The following is a 22,851-nucleotide window of genomic DNA, read 5'->3' on the forward strand; positions in this document are numbered from 1 at the left end:
AGATCTTTTGTCAGTTAATCGGCAATCTAACTGTGTTTCCATGGATTTATAAGGTTCAAGAGCTTTTCAAATTCGAAGTTCGACAGTCTGAGGTTTTCGGATACCATAGCATTATCTTGAAAACTTTTTACTCAAGTAGACGTCGTTGTAGAATCGGTCTTTTTTATAATAATAAACGATAAAGCTACCACTAGAGATACGCCGTAAGCTAATGCCAATACGGGAAAATTGTTTTCTAATGGCTTCCAATGGGGGATGTTACTAGATCCACTTCTTGGAACATCGCCTAGAAAGATTTGAAGATTAGAATAGCAGTTAGCACCTTGGGTCCATCCGTAGCAATTCCCGGGCGAAGCCAGAATAGTCGAAACTTGTAATACTAAAACGATGCTCCAAATCCAGTATCTTATGCGTACTCCTTTGGTAGGATTTTGCCAAACCATAAGCCACCATACTAATAAAATAGCTGCATAGATCGGCAGGATTATTAATCCGTAAACTATCCAGCCAAGACTGGTAAAAGATGTCATCAAAAACAGGAAAAAACTCACGAAAATATAAATTGTTACGGCCCAGCCAAGTTTAACCATCGAGATATTCCTTGGATAGCAAACTTGATATCTCTGAACGAAATTGGAAGTATAGCCATAGTCACGTTGATTAGAGTATTCAGCAACCCTATGAACGTTCAAACGTTTGAACGTTCATAGGAGACATGTCTGAACTAGGCTGGCCACAGCTATATCTCTAACAATTAAGCGTCATGCTTAGGCTGATTACGTTTTCGGCGTCAGATCTGACCGATACTCTCCCCTATGCTCCGCATTATCCGACAGTTTTGTAGAATAACACTCGGTATCTAAGCTAATTAACCACAATCTTTGACAATTAATTCTGGGAATTAAGGATGTCATTCGTCAGATATAGTGGCTAATTCTGGGAATTAGAAGGCTTATTTATCAAAAGTGGCGAATGAAATCCGGGCTTATCTGTCCCCTTCGACCGTTGAGCGCAGTGTAGTTCCTTCGCCCCAGACAGTGGCACGGGCAGATGACTGTATGCGACAGTCAAAGGTGAGAAAGATCGCCAGACCATGATTTACACTCATGGTCTCAATTGGGGAGGGGGTGGGGCAAAAAGCCCGCTGGACGGCTAAACCACCGCTGCAAGTTTCGCGATCGCAGGCAAGCCCCCCTGCCCTATTGCCCCGGCACCGTCAGCGATCGCCCATTATCCCCTGGCTGAATGCCCAGAATGTAGGGCACCGCCGCCTTTGCCCAGGTGGCAATGGGAGTATAGGCAGCGGCATCGTCGCCGTAGCAGGTTTCGAGCATGGCGGTGTGAATAATGCCGGGGTTGAGGGCAACTGCCGCCATGCCGGTGGGCAAATCCTGCGATAGGGCCTGGGTTAGCCCTTCCACGCCCCACTTGGTAGCGCAGTAGGGGGCCACCCCCGGCGAGGTCGATCGCCCCCAGCCTGAGCTAAAGTTGACAAAAATGCCCGATCGCCGCTCGACCATGGGCGGCGCAAAGTGGCGAATTACGTTGCAGGTGCCGCTGAGGTTGACGGCAATCACGGCATCGCACTCCTCGGCGGGTACGCTCCACAGCGGAGCCGGATGGTTGACCAGACCGGCATTGTTGATCACCAGATCGGGCAGACCATTGGCGGCGATCGCCGCTGCGGCCCAGGCCGCCACCGCCGCATCGTCGCGGATATCGACGACGGTGAACCCGTGGGGGCGGGGGTGCTGAGCCGCCAGATGGGCTACCGCCCCAGCGCTGCGGGCACAGCCCGACAGGGTGTGTCCCTCGGCAATAAATCCATCCACCATGGCTCGGCCTAGCCCCTGGCTCACCCCAGTGATAACAATGTGTTTACCCATGGACAAAACGCTAGCGTGCCGAGAGGTGGTGCGATGCTTGAGCAAAAGCCTATGGCTGAGCATGCCCTAATCCGGTCGAGGACGCAAGGGGGCGGGGTGGATTCCTGTGGCAGGATGAGGTTGATCGTTAGGCAGGACAGGGGCGCGATGACGGAGAAAAAAGCCATTGATACCTGGGCTTCCAGGCTGCGGCGCGTGCCGGTGGTGCTGGTGCTCGGTGCGGCACTGCTGGGCCTGTGGATTGTCAGCCTGCCTGGCCCCAGCAGCGTTGTGTGCGATCGCGCGGCCCCCGCCCAGGTCTACTGTCAGGCTAATCGGCCCCGGCCCCTGGCTTGGCTGCCTCGCCCCCAGGGCTTTGTTCTCCAGGAGGTGGCCATTGCCTCAGAGCTGTGCGACAACACGCCGCGCGGTGGCGTGCGCTTTTGCCATCGCCTCACGCTACTGGGGCCGGGGCGGCAGCTCACCCTGCCTGAGGTGCGCACCCCCCTTTCTGCCACCGCCCTGATTGACCAGCTGCATCGGTATATGGACGGTGAAGGCAGCGCGCGGCTGAGCTGGTCTGGCGATCGCCCCAGGCTGCCGGGGCGCACCCTGGCGATCGCCCTGCTGCTTCTGGTCGCCACCTGGGCCCTGTGGGATGTGCGCTGGCCCCCGGTACCGCCCGTGCCCCTAGCCCTGGACGGCGCCACAGACGACGCGATCGATACAAAACATTAACCAGACTCTGCGCCCCAGCAACGGAATCATGCCCTAGAGCAGCCCTGTGGCAGAGCGTCAAGGCGACACCGCCAAAAATGTTACAAAAAGAAATATTTCGGACAGGTTTTCCCCAGGTTTTCCCCAGGCATGTCCAAGTTTTCCCCAGATTTTCCCCAGGCTTTGACGCTGGCTTGCGAGCTGAGGCGCACCTGGGGAAAACCGCACGGCCTGCCTGGCCCATCCTATGATTTGTCTAAACCGCTGCCGGACTGGGGCGAAAATCGCTGGAACCCGCACGCCCTCGTGACTGCCCTTGTGTCATTAGCGTAAGTGCCGTTCTAGCGCAAGATTGACAGTACCCGGACAGTTCGGCAGAATGATGCGACTGGCACAGCCAAACCCTCCACGGTTGGCAAGACCCGGCCCTGGGTCAGTTTTTGTCGTGGTCTGGGGAGTCCCTACCCCTGGGGAGAGGATTGGTTGGCCCGAGTCGTTCCCCGATTGAATTTGAACAGCTATCCACCAGCAGCAGGCCAGAGTTAGTACCTCTCCGGCCCGGTTCACTGCGGCCAGAATTGGCCGAGGCTGCCCTTGCAGACCCCATCAGACTCCCAGTAGATCAAGCTCCAGGCAGCCCTGTCCCCGCCCCGGCGGATAGGTGTTTGGCGCCCGTAACGAGTTCGCATCCCCCCACTAAGGCATTGCCCATGACCCCCAACGCGACCACCCCTAAAGTTAGCCTCATGGCTGAAGTACCCGAGGAACTCTACGAGGCGCTCCAGGTCTACCTCAACGGCAACCCCGCCTGGAGCCAGCACCGCGTTTTCTGTGCGGCCCTGTCCCTGTTTTTAATGCAGAACGGCCGATGTGAGCGCGATGTCAACCGCATTTATCTAGACGCTCTGTTCGACTACACCCCCTAGGGGCCGCAATGGTTGGTGTTTAGGCCGTCTGCCGCTAATTGATGACGACCCCTAGCGGCAGGCTCGCCTAGTCAACCCAGCCGATGTCGGCATCGGTCAGCATCGGGTTGGGCTGCCCTTTTTGAATGGCGTAGTCGGGCACGCCCCGGTGGTAAGCCGGTCGGTTGGGCTTGGCCTCCACCGGCCGCCGGGGCAAAATGTCGACCCCCGAGATGCGGCTGGGGGGCGGGGGCGGCGCTTCGGTGAGCTTGAGAATCGTCTTTTTGGCTTCCTCCAGCTCCGCCTGGGTTTTGGCTAGGGCATCGGCCTTGGCCTGGGTGGCGGCTTCGGCCTGGGCCAGACTGTCTTTTAGCTCAAACAGCCTGCTCTGCTGAGTTTCTAAATCTTTTTGCAGCCCGGCAACGGTCTTCTCTAGCTGGGCTTTGTCCTTTTTGGTGGTCGCCAGGTCTGTTTCCAGGGCGCTCAGGCGCTGGGCCAGATCGTCCTGGGGGGTTGGCTCAGCCGCGATCGCCTCGGCCCCGGCGATAGGCTCGGGCACCGGCTTAGATTTCGACTTGGCCTCTGACTTGACAGCATCTGACTCTACGGCTGCATCCACCGCTGATTTAGGGGTGGTTGCCTTGGGGCGACTACTGGCCTTGGCGGCTGGCTTTTGGCGGCTAGTTGCGGTGCGCCGCGACGACGAGGCCCGCCGGGTGGTCGCGGGCTTTGGGGCAGCTTCGGCCTCGGCGGGGGTGGCCGCAGGGTCTGGAGCGTCAGCCTTGTTCACTTCTTCTTTAAGCATGTCAGAGAGGCGTTTTTTAGTCATGGCTGGGTCCAGTCTCGCTGTAGTTCTTCGGCAACTCGGCAGTAGTCAGAACGGGCCTCCTGGCTGTTGGGGCCGCGCCACTGAAGCACCGGCAGGCCTTCCAAGGCAGCCCGCTCGTGGGCTTTATAGGCGCGGATAAACGCCTTACAGGCGGGAATCTTCAGCTCCAGCAGAGTGTTCTGGGCTTCAATGGCTTCGCCGACGCTGCGGGAATCCACCTTCGTCAACAATACTCGATGGGATACCCCGCTGGGCGCTACCGCTTCATTGACTGTAGTAATCAAAACGGCCAGGTCCATCGGTGCGGGCGGAGTGGGCAAAAGCAAGTAGCTCGCCGATGGAATCACGGCGGCGAGGATAGCGGAGCCGAGGGCGGGCGGGGTATCGACCACAATCAGGTCGTGGGTGTGCTCCTGTTTAAGTCGCCCCAGCCGGGCGGGATTCGTTTCCTGCTTGACCTCAAACCCAAGCGCCACCGGGCTGCGGTTTGTCCACCACAGCGCCGACTCCTGGGGATCGGCATCCACCAGCAGCACCGATCGCGTCTCCGCAAACACCGCGGCCAAATTAACGGCGGTGGTGGTTTTACCGACCCCTCCCTTGCCGTTAAACACCGCCAACACAATTGGGGTAGCCAATCAAAAGTCCTCCTTAGGATGGGGGGCAAAGCTTGTCGTAACCGGCTTACTCGATGCTGCCCGGCCCCAACGGGCCAGGGCAAACGCTACGGGGCTTGGTTTTGAGAGGCTACGTCAACGCTCCAATCTACGGAATGGTACTGCAAGGTGGATTGAACAGCATATCCAGATTCACCCGATCGGCAAAAAACCTCTCCCCGGTCCCTCCCCTTCTCCCCCACGGCCCCTGATAAAATACATCCACCCCGGCGGAGATTGCCCAGGGGCTTACAGCATCTAGCTGCAGCCGTGGCGAGCATTTCGGTGCCAACCCGGCCAATTCCCCAAGCGATCGCCCTGCCCTCCTGAGGGCAAATCCCGGCGGGTTGCTGCCCCTACCGTTTACCCCGTTTCCCATGGCCACCTCTTCCGAGCCAGCTGCCGCCAAATCGTCAAAGCCTTGGCTTGGGCGTCGCTCCCGGCGGCGCATCTTGACCGCCCCCCTGCCCGACCCCATTGCCGAAAATATTGACGCGATCATCGCCATCCACCGCCAGGAGGCCGAAGAGGCCTCCGCCGCCGAGCAAATTTTGGAGGCAGTGGCCGCCTGGTTTAGCCGCCCGATTTTTCTGTATCTGCTGCTGGGGGGCCTGGGCCTTTGGCTGGGGGGCGATGCCCTCAACCACACCAGCCTGCTGCCCTTCGATCTACCCACCTTTAGCTGGGCGGGCCAGGGGCTGGATGCGGCGGCGCTGCTGATTTCAACCGGGGTGCTAATTCGCCAAAACCGGCAGGAAAGCTTTGCCGAACAGCGCACCCAGCTGATGCTTCAGCTCAACTTGCTCTCGGAAAAGAAAATCGCCAAAATTATTTCCCTCCTAGAGGAGCTGCGGGAAGACCTGCCCGACATCGCTCAGCGCTACGACCACGAGGCCGCCATGATGCAAATTTCCACCGATCCCCTGGCGGTGCTGGATGCGCTAAAGGAAAACCTGGAGGAGGAAATATCGCTAGAGGATGCCCAGTAGACTGCGGCACAAGTGTGGCAACTATTGTCAATCGCGAAGGAGCAAGGGGGGCAGGGGAGCCAAGCGAGCTGGAATAGTCGGCATATTTCAGCCTTCGAGTACTAGGAGAAACGCTGGCGGCCCCAGGATCCCTAGGCGACCATCCAAGCCACCCTGCCAACTCCCCTAGCTCCCTGGCCCCCCTGCCCCCTACAATCGGCAATCGGTATCGCCAATAAACCTGCACCGCAGTCCACTAGCGCAGCAATTGCTTGACGGTGCTGATCATATCGGCGGGGCGAAAGGGCTTGGTGATGTAGGCGTCGGCCCCCTGCTTCATGCCCCAGTAGCGATCGAATTCTTCGGCCTTGCTGGAGCAGATAATGACGGGAATATTTTGGGTGGCGGCGCCGTTTTTAATCCACCGGCAAAGCTCGTAGCCGTTCATATTGGGCATGACGATGTCGAGCACCACCAGGTCGGGGGGGGTGGCCTGAATCATGTCCTGGGCCTCGACGCCATCCTTGGCTTCTACCACCGTCAGGCCAGCTTTGAGCAGCAGCCCGGCGATCATTTCTCGGAGGGTTGAGCTGTCGTCGACAATTAGCACTGTACTCATTCTGATGCCTCGCTGACGGTGGGCAGGCCGCCCGTTGCTCCGTAGCTATTATGGCCAATTTGGGCAAACTCTAACACTTTTCTAAAACTTTGCTGGGGCGGGTGATCAATTCCAGCCAAAACCCCTCTGGCCCAAGCCTTGCCACGCCCGACCCAAAAGCCAGGCCAGGGGCCGCAACGGTTGGTGTAGGCCCTCTGCCGCTGGTTGGTGACAGCCCCGCTAGCGCAGCGAAAACTTGCGCACCGCCAGCAGACTGCCGATTAGCCCCACCAGCATGCCCAGCCCCAGCATGGCGGCAGGCAGCAGGATGATTTGCTGGGGAGTGAGCCTTAGCCCCTGGGCCACAAACTGAATAAAATCGGCCTGCTGGGCGGCTAGCTCGGTCAGGAAGCGCTGAATGGCGAACAGCAGCCCCCAGGCTACGGCGGCCCCGGCCAGGCCGAAGGCGGCCCCCTGCAAAATAAACGGCAGGTAGATCCAGATGCGGGTGGCTCCGACCAGCTGCATGACCTCGATTTCGCGGCGGCGGGCCAGCACAATCAGGCGAATGGTGGTGGTGATAACGGCGGTGGCGGTCAGGGTGAGCACCGTAATGACGAACAGGCTCGCCCACTTGAGACCATTGTTGAGCTGGGCCAGGCGGGTGACGGCTTCGTCGACGTAGCGCACTTCGTCAACGCCGTCGAGGCTTTGCAGCTGAGCCGCGATCGCCGGTACCGCCTCCGAGTCTTTGGCCTTGACTTTTAGCTCGTCGACCAGGGGGTTGCCCTTGAGCTGGTCGGTGGCCCCGGCAATATCCGACAGGCCCAGCTGATCGACCAGGTCGGCCCAGGCCGACTCTTTGGTGACGGGGGTCACCGTCACCACGTTGGGGAAGGCCTCCACCACCGGCTTGAGATCGCTGGCCTGAAAGCCGCTCTGCAGATAGGCTGACACCTCTAGCTGGCTGCCAAACTGGTTGAGCAACCGCTCCAGCTGCCAGGTCGATTGCAGGCTAATGCCAAACAAAAACAGCAGCACGGTAATGGTGCTAATGGCCGCCCAATTCATCCAGCCGCCGCGCCGCAGGCCCAGGAAGGTTTCGCGCAGCAGGTAGTCAAACTTAGTCAACAGCTTAAACATAGACGCCCTTGCCGGGTAGAAATTGGGCCGAGAGTAGCAGATGTAGGGGGTAGCACCAGTGTCAGACGCTAACTACAGCGCTAGTCGCAGCATGGTACAAACTATGCGTAGATGCGGGCGATGTCAAGTAGAGTTCTTGATTCGCAACCTAATCGAACCAGGCTAGGGTAGGACGGATTGGAACCGCTTTAAGCGACTACATTACCAGTGTCAGGGGGTACATATGGCAGAATTTGCTGGGTCGCCCGATCGCCAGGCCGTCATCGATCGCGCCCTGGCCCTGGGCTTCGATCTGGTCGGTATTGCGGCGATCGAGGATGCTCCCGATGGCCCTGAGTCAGCGGCGGTCGGGCACCTGCAAACCTGGCTGAGCCAGGGCTATCAGGCCGATATGGACTGGATGGCCAACCCCAAACGCCAGGATGTGCGGCGGGTGCTGCCGGGGGCGCGATCGCTAATCTGTGTCGCCCTCAACTACTACACCCCCCACGCCCATTCCAAGGAGCCCCACCACGGCAAAATTTCGCGCTACGCCTGGGGCCGCGACTACCACCGCATTTTGCACAGACGCCTCAAGGCCCTGGCGGGCTGGATTACCGATGCTGGCCACGGCGCGGTGCGCTACTACGCCGACACCGGCCCCGTGCAGGACAAGGCCTGGGCCGAGCAGGCGGGCCTGGGCTGGGTGGCCAAAAACGGCAACCTGATCACCCGCCAGTACGGCTCCTGGGTATTTTTGGGCGAGCTGATCACCACCCTGGCCCTGACCCCCAACTCGCCCCACACCGCCCACTGCGGCACCTGCACCCGCTGCCTCGAGGCCTGCCCCACCGGGGCCATTACCCAGCCCTACGTGGTCGATGCCAACCGCTGCATTGCCTACCACACGATCGAAAACCGGGCCGAAACGCTGCCCCCTGCGATCGCGCCGCACCTGCAAAACTGGGTGGCGGGCTGCGACATCTGCCAGGATGTTTGCCCCTGGAACCAGCGCTTTGCCCAACCCACTACCGTCGATGACTTTCAGCCCTACCCAGAAAATCTGGCCCCAAAGCTAGCTGATTTAGCTACGCTATCAGAAGCCGAGTGGAATCATCGGTTTCCGGCATCGGCCCTGCGGCGGATTAAACCCGCCATGTGGCGGCGCAATGCCCAGGCGGCCCAGCAAAATTACCCCCGCTAGTTTTGGCCGCCCGTAACCGACGTACACTCTATATATTTGATACCTGTTACCCACGAATTTTGCTGTGCTAAAACGCCTCTCTCTCCTGCCCCTGCTGACCCTTTGCGGAATGCTAAGCTCCGCCCTTCCGGCCAGAGCCCAGGCGCTCACCCCCTACGTGCTGCCCCTCGACTACGGCCTGATGACCGAACAGGGGCTGTTTTTGGCGAATGAAGCCCAGCAGATGGCTGAGTACCAGCAGTTTGGTCGGGCCTTGGCCCTGGCTCAGCTCGCCGCTCAGCTCGCCCCCAACGATGGCCAGGTGCTGGCCCTGCTGGGCGGCCTCTACCTGCAAAACGAAGAGGTTGACAAGGCGCTGCCCCTGCTCGATCGCGCTCGCACCCTGCTGCCAGACAACGCGCGGGTGCTGTTTGCCCTGGGGTCTGCCTACCTGCAGCAGGACGATCCCCAGCGCGCCTCCAGCTACCTGGAGCAGGGGCTAAAGATTGAACCCGGCAATCCCAGCGCCCTGTTTGACCTGGGCAATGCCTACTTCAAGCTCGACCAGTACCCCCAGGCGATCGCCAGCTTTGAGCAGTCGGTGGCGGCGGAGCCGGAGTTTTGGCCCTCGGTCAACAATATTGGCCTGGTGCTCTATGAGCAGGGCGACTCTCAAAAGGCGGTGGAGTACTGGAAGTCTAGCCTGGAGCTGGCCGCCAACGAACCAGAGCCAAAGCTGGCGATGGCGGTGGCCCTCTACACCCAAGAAAACTGCGCCGTGCCCGTGGTCAGGGCCAGCACCTCGGCCTGCCAGGAGGCGGTGCGCCTGGGCACCGAAGCCCTGGAGCAGGACAGCCGCTACGCCGACCTCGACTTTTTGCGCACCAATCTCTGGGGCGACAAGCTGATTGAGTCTACCAGCGCTTTCTTTGAGGTGCCCGACATCAAGGGGCTGATCAGCGAGCTGTAGGTTAGCCCTGGCGGCTCAGTAGCGCTGGGGCACAAAAAACTGCTCGTTGATGGGCGATCGCACGTAGTCGACCGGGGCACTGCGGCGGGGCGGCAGCTCCAGCGGGTCGGGGGTCATGTCCACGTAGTCGATCTTGCTGAGAATGTGGCTGATGCAGTTGAGTCGCGCCCGCTTTTTGTCGTCGGCCACCACCGTAAACCAGGGGGCTTCGGGAATGTTGGTGTGGGCAAACATGGTGTCTTTGGCCTGGGAATACTCCACCCAGCGATCGCGCGACTCCAGATCCATGGGGCTGAGCTTCCAGCGGCGGGCCGGGTCGGTAATGCGCGACTGAAACCGCCGCTCCTGCTCCTCATCGCTGACCGAAAACCAGTACTTCAGCAGAATAATTCCGGAGCGCACCAGCATGCGCTCAAACTCGGGGCAGGTGTGCATAAACTCGTCGTACTGCCCGTCGGTGCAAAAGCCCATGACGTGCTCTACCCCGGCCCGGTTGTACCAGCTGCGGTCGAAGCAGACGATTTCGCCAGCGGCGGGCAGGTGGGCCACGTAGCGCTGAAAGTACCACTCGGTCTTTTCGCGATCGCTCGGCGTTCCCAGAGCCACCACCCGACAGCCGCGCGGGTTGAGCGGCTCGGTAATGCGCTTGATGGTGCCGCCCTTGCCCGCCGCATCGCGACCCTCAAACAAAATCACAATGCGGGTGCCGGTATGCTTCACCCAGTACTGCATTTTGACCAGCTCTACCTGCAAGCGGGCCAGCTCTTTCTCGTAGAATTTGGAAGGCAGCTTTGAGCTGCCTTCCGCCTCAGATAGGTAGTGAAAGACAGGCGGTTCTAAAAGCGTAGAACGCTCTTTTTTTAGCTTCTTTGCCTTAGCCTCTGGTTTGGCTTTTGCCTTTCCCTGTTTGTGCTTTTTCCTGTGACTTTTCTCACCACTAGGATCTGCGGAACTATTGGCTACAGAATCAGCTTTACCGTTGTTTTTGCTCATAGTAGTATCCTGGTGTTGCGACCGCTGTCCCAGATCATTGAAGCGATAGTAGACAATAGTAAGCCACCTGTCAGTTTGCTGGCCAAGTCTTCTCAGTGAGAAACTGCCAAGTTGGGATGCAATCAAGGGCAACCGTCAAACCTTCGACGCCAGTTGACTGACAAAACCCTTGAAGCCCTTATGCTGCCGTAGGTTGGGATAGCGTTAGCGAAACCTAACAAACCCGTTACTGGTGTTGGGTTTCGCTTCGCTCAACACCAACCTACATCAGAACTTTTGCCAGTCAATTAGCCTTCGAAATTATTTTTGCCCCTGAGTTAAAGCAGGCTGGATTGCCAGTGTTAAGCCAACCTGCCCTATCTCAAGGTCTCTAGCAGCTGCGCCTTTGCACTCTCTAGCGCCTCGGGCAGTTTGGCTGCATCGCGACCGCCCGCCTGGGCTAGGTTGGGCCGCCCGCCGCCGCCGCCGCCCGTGATCTTGGCGATGCCGCCGATGAACTTGCCGGCTTGTAGCTTTTGGGCGATCACCTCGGGGCTGAAGGCTGCCACCAGGCTCACCTTGTCTGGTTCGGGCACCGACCCCAGCACCACGGCCCCGGCCCCCAGCTTTTGCAACAGACGCTCGGCGGCGGTCTTGAGTGCTTCGGCGCTGACCCCTTCCAGCTCGGCCACAATGATCTTGAGGGAGCCAACGGCTTCCGCACTGGCCAGCAGCTGATCAGACTTGAGCACCGCCAATTCAGACTTCAGGCCGTCGAGTTCCTTCTGGGCAGCTTTCAGGTCGGTTTGCAGGGTGGTGACGCGCTCCGTTAGCTCCTCTGGCTTGGCCTTGAATCGATCGCTCAAGTCCCGCACCACCGCATCCCGCACGTTCAAATACTCCAGCACGGCGGGGCCAGCCACCGCCTCAATCCGGCGCACCCCTGAAGCGACCCCGGCCTCAGAGATGATTTTGAACAGGCCAATCTCGGCGGTGTTGCTGACGTGGGTGCCGCCGCACAGCTCCATGGACACGCCGGGAAAGTCGATTACCCGCACCTCGGCGCCGTACTTTTCGCCAAACATGGCCGTTGCCCCCTTGGCCTTGGCCTCGTCTATGGGCATCACCTCCACGTCCGCCTGGTGGCCCTCGGCAATCCAGGTGTTGACCTGCTCTTCTACCTGCTGCACTTCGCTGGCGGTGAGGGGGCGGGGGCAGTTGAAGTCGAACCGCAGGCGATCGAAGGCGACCAGGGAACCAGCCTGGGAAATATCGGGGTCCACCAGCTTTTTCAGCGCCGCCTGGAGCAGGTGGGTGGCGGTGTGGTTAGCCTGGGCGCGGCGGCGGCAGGCGCGATCGATCTGGGCGGTGACGCGATCGCCCACCGCCAGCGAACCCCGCTCGACCTTGCCGAAGTGGACAAAGAAATCGCCGTCTTTTTTGACGTCGTGCACCCGAATCACGACATTTTCGCCGGATAGGTAGCCGCGATCGCCCACCTGACCGCCCGACTCGGCGTAGAACGGCGTCTGGTTCAGCACCACCTGGGCTTCTTGTCCTGCCTCAATGCTCTTCACCGACTCGCCACCGACCAGCAGGGCCTCCACGGTGCTGATGCTGCTGGTGTCTTTGTAGCCCAAAAACTCCGTCGAGTGAATGTGTTCCGCCAGGCTGTCCAGGCTGCCCTGCACCGTCAGGTCAATGGTTTCGTGGGCGTCTTTGGAGCGCTGGCGCTGCTCTTCCATCGCCGTTTCAAACCCGGCCACATCGACGGTGAGCCCCTGTTCTTCGGCCACCTCCTGGGTGAGCTCCAGCGGAAAGCCGTAGGTGTCGTAGAGCACGAAGGCGTCGGTACCGGCGATTTGCCTGGTGTTCGACTGGCTCTCGCGCTGGAGCAGCTCGGCCAGCAGCTTTTCGCCCCGCTCCAGGGTTTCCAGAAAGCGGGCCTCCTCGCGGTCCAGCTCGGCTTTGATCTGAGTCTCGCGCTGGCGCGTGTTGGGGAAGGGTTCCTCCGCCAGCTGAATCGCCGTCTCGGCCACTTTGCTAATGAACGCCCCCTCGATGCCGATCAGCCGCCCGTGGCGCACCACCCGCCGAATCAGCCGCCGCAGAATGTAGCCCCGCCCGACGTTGGAAGCGGTAATGCCGTCGGCAATCATGTGGACGACGGCCCGCACGTGGTCGCCAATCACTTTGAGGGAAACCTTGGTCTTCTCGTCGGCTTTGCCGTAGTCGAGCCCGGCCAGATCCGCCGCCGTCTTAATAATCGGAAAGATCAGGTCGGTTTCGTAGTTGTTGGGCACCTGCTGCAAAATCTGGGCCATGCGCTCCAGGCCCAGGCCGGTGTCGATGTTCTGCTTTTGCAGCGGCGTCAGGTTGCCCTCGGCATCCCGGTTGTACTGCATAAACACCAGGTTGTAGAACTCGATGAAGCGCGAGTCGTCCTCCAGGTCTATATTGTCGTCGCCCAGCTCGGGGTGAAAGTCATAGTAGATCTCGGAGCAGGGGCCGCAGGGGCCGGTGGGGCCAGAGGCCCAGAAGTTGTCGGCCTCATCCATGCGCTGAATGCGGTGGGCCGGGATGCCAATCTGGTCGCGCCAGATAGCAAAGGCATCGTCGTCTTCGCGAAAGACGCTCACCACCAGGCGATCGGCGGGCAGTTTGAACACCTCGGTAGACAGCTCCCAGGCCCAGGCGATCGCCTGCTCTTTGAAATAGTCGCCAAAGCTAAAGTTGCCCAGCATCTCAAAGAAGGTGTGGTGGCGCGCCGTGCGGCCCACGTTCTCGATGTCGTTGGTGCGAATGCACTTTTGCGAGGTGGTGGCGCGGTCCACATCTGACTGACGCTGACCGAGAAAAACCGGCTTGAACTGGAGCATTCCCGCGATCGTCAGCAGCACCGTGGGGTCCTCGGGCACCAGGGACGCGCTCGGTTTAATGGCGTGGCCCCGCGCCGCGTAAAAGTCCAGAAACGTCTGGCGAATCTGCGCGCCGGTCATTGCGGTTAAGGTGGGGGGCTTTGCCATGGGACGGGGGAAAGGGTGGATGGGTGGGTGGGTGTATGGGTAAGCGGGTGGTCAACCGTAGGGTACATTGCTGCGCTAATGCACCACCTAGAGGATCTTCGCCAGCGCAGTCGTTCAGCACAGGAAGAATCAACTTTGTCTGAGCGTGACGTTTAGGTTGAGTTATCAACCTGATCCGAATTTCTATTTTGACCGATGTTTGGCGATCGCGAAGCCCACCCGGTCAGATATTCGCGCAATTTCATAGAGATGTACGCTACTCAACCCATTCCATCTTCCGCTGGGCTGGCGTTAACCTGAATTTAGACAGAATTTGCATTGGGCACTTTGAGGCGATCGCGCCCCTGCCCCGCCCTCAAACCAACCAGCCTCGTAAGGAGCTGCCCGGTATGGTATCTATCACGCAACCTCAGGTGCATGTATGGACTCGTAAGGAGTACCATCGCATGGCTGAGCTTGGCTTCTTTGAGGGGCGACGGGTAGAGCTGGTCGAAGGGCAGGTGATCGATATTGCCGCGATGAAAAGCCCCCACGCCGCCGCCATTGATCTGGTGGATGCAGCGCTTCAGTCAGTGTTTGGCAGCGGCTACTACATCCGCCAGCAAAAGCCCATGGTGGTTAGCGATATATCTAAGCCACGCCCTTGGAGCGGACTGGTCGAGAGGTAGCCGTTGATGATGTATTGCCCTAGAGTTAGGCGGCGGTGCAACTGGATATAGCAAAGAAAAAAGACCCTTGGGTTAAGTCCGCAGGTCTTGGAAGGTGCTCTCAGACAACGATTGCCGCTAGGCGCTGCGGCGGCTGGGGCGCTTGTATTCAGACTTTTTCTTGTAGCCGACGGACTGGGTGGCGTTGCTGTCGGGGCCAAACTGGGCGCGAACGGCTTCTTTCATCGCCAGTACCGAGTTGTGAAAGTCCCACTCGGCCTGGCGGGCGGCGCGATCGCACTAAAGGTGTGCCGCAGTGATCTAAAGCATTGGGCGATGGCAGCAACGGTGTGCTGCCACAACTTAAAACATTGCGCGATAACAGCAAAGCATTGAGAGATAACACCAGAGGGTTGAAAGATAACAGGAACGCTGTGGGGCGATGCACCGACGGTGGGGCAGCGCGATATGGTGTTGTGACCTGCAATAGCTCCAGCATTTTGAGCTAATCTGCCGCTGTTGCACCCGCCGTGTTGAGGATGACACCCAAACAAACCGGATTGCCTGGGGCAGACCCTCAAGTCGTGGGGAAAAGCCCAATCCAAACACTCGATTTCTTGGACCGTAACAATTTTGACTTGTCTAGGCGATCGCGATCGGTTAAATTACTGTGCTAAGGCTGTGTGCGTGCAGCTTTGCTTCCCAAAAATTTGGTCAAGCGCCACTGGAAGGTGTTAGAGCACCAACCAGCGGCTAACCCCGTCGACTGACCAACCAGTCTCGGAGGCTAAGGTGATTTTACCTGGCCGCCCTGAACTGCACATGTCTGGGGCGGCCAAGTTTTTGGGATTCCTTACCCATCGTTAAAAAAGGAATCCCTGAATTATGTTGTGTTTTACTCAGCCAGAAGCCCGGTTTTTTCAAAAAACCGGGCTTCTAGACCCCTTGCCGCTTGCAAATCCCAGGCCGCAGCCGGGGCGAGAGCGGTTGCGGCATCTGGTGATTGGTTCAACGGAGGGAGTGCGATCGACGCTCCACCAGCTGCATAGGCTGAACTATGCGGACCAGGCCACCTGGAGCCAGCTGATCACCATCCCCGAGTCGGGAATTGTAATCACCCCAGAGCAGGGCGAGGTGTTTAGCTACCTGCTGCGGTATCGACAGCTGGGCTAGCCACAAACCGGGCTTCTGGGCTCTTGCAGAGAATCCAGAAGCCTTTAGACTCCTAGTTCCCATGTCACACTGTAGATATGATCCGAGCTTTCTCACGGTGACCTGTGAGTAAAATCTAAACCATGAAAATCACCCTGGATATTCCCGATCGCCTGGCAGAAAGCCACACCTTCTCGCAGGTGGACTGGCTGCAAGAGGTAGCTGTAGCGCTCTTTCAGCAAGAGCTAGTTACCCTCGGTACGGCTAGCCAACTCGCCGGGATGAATCAAATGGCCTTTCAAGGACTGCTGTACGATCGCGGCATTAGCCTTCACTACGACCTAGCCGATTACCAGGCTGATATTGCCAGTCTGCGCGACAATAACTGGCGATGATCATCATCAGCGATACATCGCCTATCAGTAATCTGCTGAGAATCGGGCAACTGCCCCTGCTGCAAGAGCTTTACGGCAGCGTGGTGATTCCTGAAAGCGTATATGCAGAAATCAGGGCGTTAGAATCCTTCGGCATCGATACGTCTTGGCTGGTTGATACCGAATGGATTGTTATTCGACCCGTGGGTGATCAAGCTCTGGTGGAACGTCTAAAAGGTGAGCTTGACCCAGGCGAAGCGGAGGCCATTGCCCTAGCGATCGAACTAAAGGCTGATCGTCTTTTGATGGATGAGCGTTTGGGGCGGCAGGTGGCCCAACGGTTGAATGTCACTGACGTAAGCCCTATCAAGCTACCAGCTTAGCTTTCAGGACTGAGCGGGGTTCCTGCATTCTCGGGAACGGTTTGGGACGACGTTTGACGACTCGGGGTTCTGAACGGTTGGGGCGAAAGGGAACAATCAGCTCTTGCACAGCGCTTAACAAGGCCTGGTAGCCTCGCTGTTGCTGGGATGGAGCGAGATGGAGAAACTCGGGTCGGAAGTGATTAAATTGTTGCCGAGTGCCCTGAAGGGAGAGCCGTAACGCGTCGACCTCAGAGTCGGCAGTCGCCTCCCACATGAGGGTTCGCAGCAGATTGTAGGTCAACAGATGAACCCAAATGCTTTTGGTCACCATAGCGGGCGTTTTGGCGGCAATCATCTCCATAGCTAAGGTGGTCTTGAGATGCCTGAGATTGACTTCGGTGGCCTGCCAGCGGAGGTGATAGAGTTCGGCCAATTTAGCTTTGCGATACCGCTTGGCGTCCATCAGGGTGGTCACCACTACGATGTTGGTCGGTCGAAACCCAGGCGTCTGAATGGAGAGAAAGACTTCGCGTACCTCAATCGACTCGGGTAAGGCTTCAAACTCCTCAGGCGAGAGGGCGTCGGGGCATTGCTTGGGGCGTTGCCACCGGACAATGTGGTCGCCAATCCCAAGCTTTTTGCCACGCCTGAAATCGCAGCGGCGCTGATGGTGCTTGCGAAAAACGGCATCGGCTCCCGTCAGCGCGACCCAGGCCAGATCCACATAGGTGCCATAGGCCGAATCGGCCACCACCACATCCTCTGGGCGCAGGGTCTGGTAAAGTTGGCGGGCTAAGCGCCACTCACTCACCCGAAAAGGAGCCATCGCTACCTCCAAGACCGCTCCCGTAGTCACGCAAAACCACACCTGAAGCTTCAACAGCGGAAAGCCACAGCCCGTCTTCTGATTGCTGTGTTGGGGATACGCCGCTTGATTGGCCTTGGTATCACTCATCAAGACCGTCGTGGCATCAAAGGCCTTGACTCGGCGACCACACCACCGTTGTTCCGGGGATACTTTCCGTTGTAACGCCCTCGTCACTCGCTTTAGTAGGGGTGGGAAAATGGACTCGCTCAGGCGCTTACGCGCTTTACTGTACCCCCCGGTATCGGCTGACGGCGGCTCTAAGCCCGCCAGGCTCATCCAGGCCACCACCCGCTTGACCGCATGGCTGAGACTGCCATCGACATCAAGAACTTGGGAGATCCAACTCCACAGCACTACCATTGGGGTGTAGAGCACTTGGCGATAGGCGATGCCTTGTTCGTCCACTACAGCCTGGACTTCGGCTTCCGGTAGAACCTTGGCAAAGGGTAGACCGATACTGTTTTGGTATTTCTCCTTGAGGACATCCGCACGATTCGGCATCATAGAGACATGGTTTTGGGTTTCGACGCTTCGATCTTTACAGATCAAGCGCTTGAAGCCTTTTCTGCTCTCTTATGTCAGTGCCATTCGCCCAACGGTTTAGCCTCAAGGTGACTGGGCTGCTGGGGGTGCTAGTGGCAGCAAAACAGGACAGGCTGATTGCTGAGTTGAAGCCTGTTTTAGATGACCTGATGAGCCAGGCTAAGTTTTGGGTTCATCCTGAGCTGTATCGTCAGATTTTGCAAGACGTGAATGAAGTCAATTGATTGGAAACACTAAGTGAGGTTTCTGTCAAAGGGGTCCGGTGCCTTTTAGGCGATAATAGTTACTTATTCAGCATCAAAGGCACCGGACCCCTGATGTAGGGGATGTTTCGCCAGGGACGAGTGCCTTCGCCCTTTAGCCAGGATCTTGGTCAAGCCCCAGGCACCCGTCCTCTTTAGAGGCATGCTCTGTGTAGGGGAACCTAAAGAACCTATGACCCTGGTGGGTCATCTTTGGCAATGTTTGTCGGCGAGTAGACTAACCTCTACATATACATAAGCCCTTTGAATGCTCAAAGCACTCAAAAGATCTCTTGAAGATGAGAAGAAATTTTAGAATCCCTTTAAAGGAATAGTCGGGCACTGAATATAGAATTAACAAAACCTTTGGTTAATCGGGCCGGATTTTATGACAGACATCAATCTAGAGCTAGAACTTCAAGGCCAAGACGCTACAGAAGAGACCTTGCTCTCTCTACAAGATTGGATTCAGCAAGAGCACATATCAGGGTTGAAGCAGGTTGAACCAGAAACAGGCGAGGCTGAGACTGGAAAGATGGGCATTGACCCCATCACAGTACTTTCGGTTGTTTTGGCATCTCAGGCGGTAATTGAGCTAGTCAAAGCAATCCACGTCTGGATACAGGCTACCCGGCCTAAAGTGACGATGAAGGTGCAGGTCGCTGAAAACTCTTTCGTAGAGGTTAGCGCAGAAAACTTGCCTGAAATGAACCTGTTTGTTGATCAGGTTTTGCAAAAGGTGAAAGCTTTGGAGGCTGGTGATTGATGCTGTCCATCATTCCAGAAGAAACCCAGGCTATCTTAATTGGGGCGAGTCAGTTTCCTAAAGATAATAGTTTGTGCCCGTTGCCGGGAGTTGTCAATAACGTTCTAGATTTAGCTAAATTACTTTGTGACTACCAGATTCTTGGGGTTCCTCAATCAAATATCACGGTGATTTTAGATGAGGCCAATGCCTCTAAGGTTGGCGACCAACTTGCCCAAGCCTCAAAGGGGGCTACAGATACGCTGATTGTTTATTACTCTGGTCATGGTCTCATTGGTAGAGGAAGTGCTACAACCAAGCTCTTACTAGCGGTCGGCGATACAACCCAAGACAACTCAAACTTTAATGCTCTGCCGTTTGAAACTGTTAAAGAAGCCATTGAGCGATCGCCCGCCACGAAGAAAATAGTAATTATTGATAGCTGCTTTAGTGGTCGGGCCTTGCCCAAGATGTCTGACAACACGAGCTACATTAAAGAACGTATTGACATCAAAGGTGCCTACATCATTGCTTCAGTACCCGGTAATGAACAAGCCGATGCTCCAGAAGGAGAAAGATACACGGCCTTTTCTGGGAAGCTGATTGAAGCAATTCAAAACGGAATTGATAACCAACGACCTGAGATTAATTTAGAGGAGCTTTTTCAGCACGTTAAGGAAAAAGTAGTAGAAGCTGGTTTTTTAGAGCCGCAGCGCAGCACTGTTCGCGATGCTGACCAAATAGTGTTATTTCGGAACCGTTGTTTTAGGCCACCGATCACCCCCGATGTGGTTTTCATCGGGGATGCAGGCGATCCTACCCTTGACGAGTATCGTTTAGCTGCAAAGCGGTGCATTGAAAGCTCTTGCTCACCAAGGTGGATATCTCTTGATAGGCAAGATATCTGCTATGCGAGCGATCCGACGCCAAAAGTTTGTGCAGATGCTGTCAATGAGTGTGGAGTATATGTTGCTCTGTTAGGTAATTTTTACGGGCAGATTTACGAATCCGAAGATGTTAGCCAAACAGAGTTTGAGATAAAAGAGGCCATAGATAGCGGGAAAAGCCTTATCGCGTTTATTTTGCCAGAAGATACTGCGGTCAGTCCTGCTATGAACTTTATTTTAGAGCAGGGTCCGCTAATTCCAAAACAAACCGAACTCAAGGCCTACGTAGAATCTAACGCTTCTAAGGCAAGAACATATAGGGTCGAAAATATTGAAGTCTTAAAGGCTACATTGGTCGATGCGCTATCCGAAATAGCTCAAGAAGTTGATCAATTAGTTTCTACCTCAGCAGCTACTCCACTGACGACATCGGGGTCTCAATCTCAAAAAGTATCATTTTTAGGTGAATATGAGCACCTTAGCTACGATCGCCGTCCTGTGGTCGCCCACACCTTAAGCGATCTAGATCAAGAGCTAATCGAGCATTTTTTAGCTCAACCCCAGGCAAAGACAGCCCTAACACAAGCAAATTTGCTTAGGGCAACCAAGCCAGATCACCTCCATCATCTAGGGCTTTTGTATGACAACAACCTAGCACTGGGCGCTTACCTATGTTTTGCGCCTAGAAATTTGTTGGTTAATCAATTTGCTGCTTGTAGCTTAGCTTTGTGTGTTTATGACAACTCTAATAGAGGTGACGCAAACGCTAGTCCGGAGCGAATTACTGACAACTTACTAAATCTGTTGGAGTTGGGGATAATTTTTCTACGAGATAGAGCAGGTCTGAATCGAACAGGACAAATTGATACACAGGTTAGAGATGATCTGGAAATTCCAGAAATTGCCCTTAAGGAAGCTTTGGCAAATGCCCTAGTGCATCGTGACTATGAATCTTATCCTGATCAACCTACTCGAATTGACGTTTACCCAGACCGAGTGGAGATTATCAGCTTTGGCAAGGCTTTAGTAGACCTTAATCAAGACCCAGAAGATATTATTTCAACCCAGCGCAACCATGCGATTGCTAATGTTTTTCGAATTATGCAGCAGGTAGAACTAAATGCTAGCGGCATTAGCCGTATGCACAGTGCTATGCGTAGAGCAAAGCTGCCAGATCCAATTATTAAAACGAGTAGTCAGCCTGATGCAGTCAGGGTCATCTTTCGACGACCTAGTCGCAGCGATCAAGATTCTTCAACCAGCTCAGATTTTACGATTACGGAGGTTTTTACAGGCCCTAGCCCCTTGAAGGCAGGTGCACCTTTTCAGGCTCCACCCCTGCCTAGTTATTTTGTTGATAGGCCTGAGTATCGTACTGCAATTAAGGCAAATGTATTGTCTCAGGTGGGACGTACCAACCCTGAACTGTTTACCAGTGCCAGCAAGCCTGGAACGCTAGTCGTTAGCGCTATTTATGGGCTAGGGGGCATTGGCAAGTCTGTACTTGCTGCGGCTATTGCCCACGATCGCGAAGTTCATGCTCAGTTTCCTGATGGTATTTTTTGGGTCACTCTAGGACAAACTCCGGACTTACTGCCGCTGCTAAGTGACTGGATACAAGCCCTAGGTGATTACGACTATAAGCCTGTTACTAAAGAAGCTGCCTCAACCCATTTACAAACCCAACTCTACGACAAGAAAGCACTGTTAATAGTTGATGATGTTTGGAACCCTGAAGATGCTGAATATTTTCGAGTTGGTGGTGCAGAGTGCTGCGTGCTGATTACTACCCGAGAAGCCCAAATTTCGGGTGCGGCTCGTTATGACCTGGATGTAATGACCCCAAATCAATCCATGAAGCTAATGACCCAAGCTATGGGGGAGGGGTTAAGTGAACCTGAGAAAACTAATGCTCAAGCTTTGGCCCGAGAGGTTGGTTATCTACCCCTGGCATTAGAGCTTGCAGCCGCTCAGGTCGAGTATGGCGTGACCTGGGCTGAGATTTTAGCTGACTTGAGGGCAGAAGTTGCACGACTAGAATCTCTTGATCGCACAGGTCTAGAGCGTATTGATGAAGCCAAACGCCGAAAGCATAGCCTGGTTGCCTCTTTTAACTTAAGTCTGCAACAGCTCTCTGAACAGCAGAGGGGGCAGTTTGCCTGGCTCGGTGTTGTGCCCGAAGATGTCACTATTACCCAGAAGATGGCAGCTACTCTGTGGCAGGTTTCTCCAAGACAGGCAGGAGCTATTTTAAGAACTTTTCGGGCTAAAGCTTTGCTGCTTTCTGGTGCCCGGCAGAGTGACAAAAAATTGGGCTATCGCATGCATGATCTTATGCATGATCGAGCACAAGAGCTTCTGACTAGCGACTCTACTCCAACGGAAGACGGAAAGCTAGCGGGCTTAGGGATTGCTTTAGAAGTCGCCCATCGCCGACTCTTAGAAGCTTATCGCGCCCAAACTCGGGATGGCTTATGGCACACTTTGCCCGATGATGGCTATATTTATGCGCACCTAACCTGGCATTTAGAAAAAGCTGATTTAGCGGACGAAGTGCATGCCTTGCTCCAAGAAGCAAATTCTGACGGGAGAAATGGGTGGTATGACGCCTGTGATGGGAGTGCGTCATACTTTGAGCGGAGAAAATAAATCAAGGCGGCCGCTGAGATAGGCGCAGCGCAGGGCCAGGATTTGGGGCACTCGCTCAGGCTTCCATCGTGCCCCGGTAATCTGCACCCGTTCATCGATCTGCTTAATCCAAGACTCAACGGGGCCAGAGCCAATGGGCAGTCCCTCCATCTGGTAATACCGATAATTGGGAATCCGACTGCGATGGGTTTGCAAATACGTCTGAAAGCGCCGTGAGGGGCCTGTTTTAACCGGGGCGAATAGGGCAATCGTTTTATCAACTTGCCCCTCCCACAATAGGGATTCAGCGTCCTGCAAGCGTTTCAACGACCCACCGACCTTGTGCAAATTCTCAGTCAAGTGATACCAATCCAAGATTTCCTCGGCGATCTGGGGCACGTCAAGTTGGGCAAACAGCGACCAAATCCCAGCATGGCCATCCCCTAAGCAGTAGAACAAACTGACGAAGGTTACGTGATGCAGCCAGTCCAGCAAGGCCGAATTGTCCTGGAACCACGCCATACCCGGCCCGTCACCATTGACTCGAACGGCTTTGTACTGTTTCCATTCGCTGGGCTGACCGGGGTCG

Annotated in this window: 21 protein-coding genes and 1 pseudogene; 12 read left to right on the top strand and 10 right to left on the bottom strand. The window is 56.2% G+C overall.

Annotation, left to right across the window (positions count from 1 at the left end; translation table 11 throughout):
• Window positions 1-131: 131 nt before the first annotated feature.
• Window positions 132-590, bottom strand: a complete 459-nt coding sequence (locus LEPTO7104_RS41830) for a hypothetical protein (RefSeq protein WP_071527308.1) — start codon at window positions 588-590, stop codon at window positions 132-134.
• 609 nt (window positions 591-1,199) lie between these two features.
• The gene (locus tag LEPTO7104_RS0125815) at window positions 1,200-1,886 is read right to left on the bottom strand and encodes an SDR family oxidoreductase (protein WP_017301486.1); all 687 of its coding nucleotides are present in this window, start codon (window positions 1,884-1,886) and stop codon (window positions 1,200-1,202) included.
• A 147-nt stretch (window positions 1,887-2,033) separates the two neighbouring features.
• Between LEPTO7104_RS0125815 and LEPTO7104_RS0125820 the strand changes: the two genes are divergently transcribed.
• Together LEPTO7104_RS0125820 and LEPTO7104_RS0125825 are read left to right on the top strand one after the other, a co-directional pair.
• Window positions 2,034-2,603: a hypothetical protein gene (locus tag LEPTO7104_RS0125820; protein WP_017301487.1), complete on the top strand. Its 570-nt coding sequence runs from the start codon at window positions 2,034-2,036 to the stop codon at window positions 2,601-2,603.
• Between the two features lie 689 nt (window positions 2,604-3,292).
• On the top strand, window positions 3,293-3,508 hold the full coding sequence (locus tag LEPTO7104_RS0125825) for a DUF2811 domain-containing protein (protein ID WP_017301488.1): 216 nt from the start codon (window positions 3,293-3,295) through the stop codon (window positions 3,506-3,508).
• 67 nt (window positions 3,509-3,575) lie between these two features.
• Here LEPTO7104_RS0125825 and LEPTO7104_RS0125830 read toward each other — a convergent pair whose 3' ends face one another.
• Both LEPTO7104_RS0125830 and LEPTO7104_RS0125835 read right to left on the bottom strand, forming a co-directional pair.
• Window positions 3,576-4,316 (bottom strand): hypothetical protein, encoded by a 741-nt coding sequence (locus LEPTO7104_RS0125830; RefSeq protein WP_017301489.1) that lies wholly within the window; start codon window positions 4,314-4,316, stop codon window positions 3,576-3,578.
• A complete protein-coding gene (locus LEPTO7104_RS0125835; RefSeq protein WP_017301490.1) occupies window positions 4,313-4,954 on the bottom strand; it encodes a ParA family protein in 642 nt (213 codons plus the stop codon). The genes LEPTO7104_RS0125830 and LEPTO7104_RS0125835 overlap by 4 nt, the downstream gene beginning before the upstream one ends.
• 395 nt (window positions 4,955-5,349) lie before the next feature.
• Here LEPTO7104_RS0125835 and LEPTO7104_RS0125840 point away from each other — a divergent pair, with 395 nt between their 5' ends.
• On the top strand, window positions 5,350-5,961 hold the full coding sequence (locus tag LEPTO7104_RS0125840) for a DUF1003 domain-containing protein (RefSeq protein ID WP_017301491.1): 612 nt from the start codon (window positions 5,350-5,352) through the stop codon (window positions 5,959-5,961).
• Between the two features lie 235 nt (window positions 5,962-6,196).
• Here the strand turns inward: LEPTO7104_RS0125840 and LEPTO7104_RS0125845 are convergent, their stop codons facing one another.
• On the bottom strand, window positions 6,197-6,559 hold the full coding sequence (locus LEPTO7104_RS0125845; RefSeq protein ID WP_017301492.1) for a response regulator transcription factor: 363 nt from the start codon (window positions 6,557-6,559) through the stop codon (window positions 6,197-6,199).
• A gap of 219 nt (window positions 6,560-6,778) precedes the next feature.
• Entirely contained in the window at window positions 6,779-7,681 is a 903-nt protein-coding gene (locus LEPTO7104_RS0125850; RefSeq protein ID WP_017301493.1) for a cell division protein FtsX, read from the bottom strand.
• Window positions 7,682-7,904: 223 nt separating this feature from the next.
• On the opposite strand from LEPTO7104_RS0125850, the gene queG reads away from it, so the two are divergent.
• Both queG and LEPTO7104_RS0125860 read left to right on the top strand, forming a co-directional pair.
• Entirely contained in the window at window positions 7,905-8,864 is a 960-nt protein-coding gene (queG, locus tag LEPTO7104_RS0125855) for a tRNA epoxyqueuosine(34) reductase QueG (RefSeq protein ID WP_017301494.1), read from the top strand.
• Between the two features lie 64 nt (window positions 8,865-8,928).
• On the top strand, window positions 8,929-9,813 hold the full coding sequence (locus LEPTO7104_RS0125860) for a tetratricopeptide repeat protein (RefSeq protein WP_026073087.1): 885 nt from the start codon (window positions 8,929-8,931) through the stop codon (window positions 9,811-9,813).
• A 15-nt stretch (window positions 9,814-9,828) separates the two neighbouring features.
• On the opposite strand, the gene ppk2 is transcribed toward LEPTO7104_RS0125860, so the two are convergent.
• Together ppk2 and alaS are read right to left on the bottom strand one after the other, a co-directional pair.
• On the bottom strand, window positions 9,829-10,806 hold the full coding sequence (gene ppk2, locus LEPTO7104_RS0125865) for a polyphosphate kinase 2 (RefSeq protein ID WP_017301496.1): 978 nt from the start codon (window positions 10,804-10,806) through the stop codon (window positions 9,829-9,831).
• Between the two features lie 356 nt (window positions 10,807-11,162).
• A complete protein-coding gene (alaS, locus tag LEPTO7104_RS0125870; protein ID WP_026073088.1) occupies window positions 11,163-13,811 on the bottom strand; it encodes an alanine--tRNA ligase in 2,649 nt (882 codons plus the stop codon).
• Window positions 13,812-14,200: 389 nt separating this feature from the next.
• On the opposite strand from alaS, the gene LEPTO7104_RS35350 reads away from it, so the two are divergent.
• From LEPTO7104_RS35350 to LEPTO7104_RS35355, 4 genes are all read left to right on the top strand, one after another.
• On the top strand, window positions 14,201-14,479 hold the full coding sequence (locus tag LEPTO7104_RS35350) for a hypothetical protein (RefSeq protein WP_155523785.1): 279 nt from the start codon (window positions 14,201-14,203) through the stop codon (window positions 14,477-14,479).
• An 864-nt stretch (window positions 14,480-15,343) separates the two neighbouring features.
• Window positions 15,344-15,631 carry a hypothetical protein gene (locus LEPTO7104_RS0125885; RefSeq protein ID WP_017301500.1) on the top strand — a complete coding sequence of 96 codons (288 nt, stop codon included), beginning with the start codon at window positions 15,344-15,346 and terminating at the stop codon, window positions 15,629-15,631.
• A gap of 122 nt (window positions 15,632-15,753) precedes the next feature.
• Window positions 15,754-16,005, top strand: coding sequence for a UPF0175 family protein (locus tag LEPTO7104_RS0125890; protein ID WP_017301501.1), 252 nt, complete (start codon window positions 15,754-15,756; stop codon window positions 16,003-16,005).
• A complete protein-coding gene (locus LEPTO7104_RS35355) occupies window positions 16,002-16,367 on the top strand; it encodes a PIN domain-containing protein (protein ID WP_017301502.1) in 366 nt (121 codons plus the stop codon). Before LEPTO7104_RS0125890 ends, LEPTO7104_RS35355 begins: the two co-directional genes overlap by 4 nt.
• On the opposite strand, the gene LEPTO7104_RS0125900 is transcribed toward LEPTO7104_RS35355, so the two are convergent.
• Window positions 16,351-17,721 (bottom strand): IS4 family transposase, encoded by a 1,371-nt coding sequence (locus LEPTO7104_RS0125900; protein ID WP_083886984.1) that lies wholly within the window; start codon window positions 17,719-17,721, stop codon window positions 16,351-16,353. The two genes, LEPTO7104_RS35355 and LEPTO7104_RS0125900, sit on opposite strands and share 17 nt — an antisense overlap.
• Before the next feature lie 71 nt (window positions 17,722-17,792).
• On the opposite strand from LEPTO7104_RS0125900, the gene LEPTO7104_RS0125905 reads away from it, so the two are divergent.
• The 3 genes from LEPTO7104_RS0125905 to LEPTO7104_RS37385 all read left to right on the top strand — a co-directional run bounded on the left by LEPTO7104_RS0125905 (window position 17,793) and on the right by LEPTO7104_RS37385 (window position 22,283).
• Window positions 17,793-17,984, top strand: a complete 192-nt coding sequence (locus tag LEPTO7104_RS0125905; RefSeq protein WP_017301503.1) for a DUF3368 domain-containing protein — start codon at window positions 17,793-17,795, stop codon at window positions 17,982-17,984.
• Window positions 17,985-18,390: 406 nt separating this feature from the next.
• Window positions 18,391-18,768, top strand: coding sequence for an effector-associated constant component EACC1 (locus LEPTO7104_RS0125910; protein ID WP_017301504.1), 378 nt, complete (start codon window positions 18,391-18,393; stop codon window positions 18,766-18,768).
• Window positions 18,768-22,283, top strand: a complete 3,516-nt coding sequence (locus LEPTO7104_RS37385; RefSeq protein WP_026073089.1) for a caspase, EACC1-associated type — start codon at window positions 18,768-18,770, stop codon at window positions 22,281-22,283. The genes LEPTO7104_RS0125910 and LEPTO7104_RS37385 overlap by 1 nt, the downstream gene beginning before the upstream one ends.
• Here LEPTO7104_RS37385 and LEPTO7104_RS35365 read toward each other — a convergent pair.
• A pseudogene (locus LEPTO7104_RS35365) lies at window positions 22,260-22,851 on the bottom strand (ISKra4 family transposase); the annotation flags it as partial. The gene LEPTO7104_RS37385 and the pseudogene LEPTO7104_RS35365 overlap by 24 nt on opposite strands.

Source organism: Nodosilinea nodulosa PCC 7104 (genome assembly GCF_000309385.1).
GTDB lineage: Bacteria > Cyanobacteriota > Cyanobacteriia > Phormidesmidales > Phormidesmidaceae > Nodosilinea > Nodosilinea nodulosa.

Bases quoted from the DNA above. Each gene is read 5' to 3' on its own strand.
- LEPTO7104_RS0125900 (WP_083886984.1), bottom strand. From the start codon at position 17,721: ATGATGCCGAATCGTGCGGATGTCCTCAAGGAGAAATACCAAAACAGT.
- LEPTO7104_RS0125850 (WP_017301493.1), bottom strand. From the start codon at position 7,681: ATGTTTAAGCTGTTGACTAAGTTTGACTACCTGCTGCGCGAAACCTTC.
- LEPTO7104_RS0125845 (WP_017301492.1), bottom strand. From the start codon at position 6,559: ATGAGTACAGTGCTAATTGTCGACGACAGCTCAACCCTCCGAGAAATG.
- LEPTO7104_RS0125815 (WP_017301486.1), bottom strand. From the start codon at position 1,886: ATGGGTAAACACATTGTTATCACTGGGGTGAGCCAGGGGCTAGGCCGA.
- LEPTO7104_RS0125905 (WP_017301503.1), top strand. From the start codon at position 17,793: ATGTCAGTGCCATTCGCCCAACGGTTTAGCCTCAAGGTGACTGGGCTG.
- LEPTO7104_RS35355 (WP_017301502.1), top strand. From the start codon at position 16,002: ATGATCATCATCAGCGATACATCGCCTATCAGTAATCTGCTGAGAATC.
- LEPTO7104_RS0125885 (WP_017301500.1), top strand. From the start codon at position 15,344: ATGTTGTGTTTTACTCAGCCAGAAGCCCGGTTTTTTCAAAAAACCGGG.
- LEPTO7104_RS37385 (WP_026073089.1), top strand. From the start codon at position 18,768: ATGCTGTCCATCATTCCAGAAGAAACCCAGGCTATCTTAATTGGGGCG.
- LEPTO7104_RS0125840 (WP_017301491.1), top strand. From the start codon at position 5,350: ATGGCCACCTCTTCCGAGCCAGCTGCCGCCAAATCGTCAAAGCCTTGG.
- alaS (WP_026073088.1), bottom strand. From the start codon at position 13,811: ATGGCAAAGCCCCCCACCTTAACCGCAATGACCGGCGCGCAGATTCGC.
- LEPTO7104_RS0125910 (WP_017301504.1), top strand. From the start codon at position 18,391: ATGACAGACATCAATCTAGAGCTAGAACTTCAAGGCCAAGACGCTACA.
- LEPTO7104_RS0125825 (WP_017301488.1), top strand. From the start codon at position 3,293: ATGACCCCCAACGCGACCACCCCTAAAGTTAGCCTCATGGCTGAAGTA.
- LEPTO7104_RS0125830 (WP_017301489.1), bottom strand. From the start codon at position 4,316: ATGACTAAAAAACGCCTCTCTGACATGCTTAAAGAAGAAGTGAACAAG.
- ppk2 (WP_017301496.1), bottom strand. From the start codon at position 10,806: ATGAGCAAAAACAACGGTAAAGCTGATTCTGTAGCCAATAGTTCCGCA.
- LEPTO7104_RS0125890 (WP_017301501.1), top strand. From the start codon at position 15,754: ATGAAAATCACCCTGGATATTCCCGATCGCCTGGCAGAAAGCCACACC.
- queG (WP_017301494.1), top strand. From the start codon at position 7,905: ATGGCAGAATTTGCTGGGTCGCCCGATCGCCAGGCCGTCATCGATCGC.
- LEPTO7104_RS41830 (WP_071527308.1), bottom strand. From the start codon at position 590: ATGGTTAAACTTGGCTGGGCCGTAACAATTTATATTTTCGTGAGTTTT.
- LEPTO7104_RS0125820 (WP_017301487.1), top strand. From the start codon at position 2,034: ATGACGGAGAAAAAAGCCATTGATACCTGGGCTTCCAGGCTGCGGCGC.
- LEPTO7104_RS35350 (WP_155523785.1), top strand. From the start codon at position 14,201: ATGGTATCTATCACGCAACCTCAGGTGCATGTATGGACTCGTAAGGAG.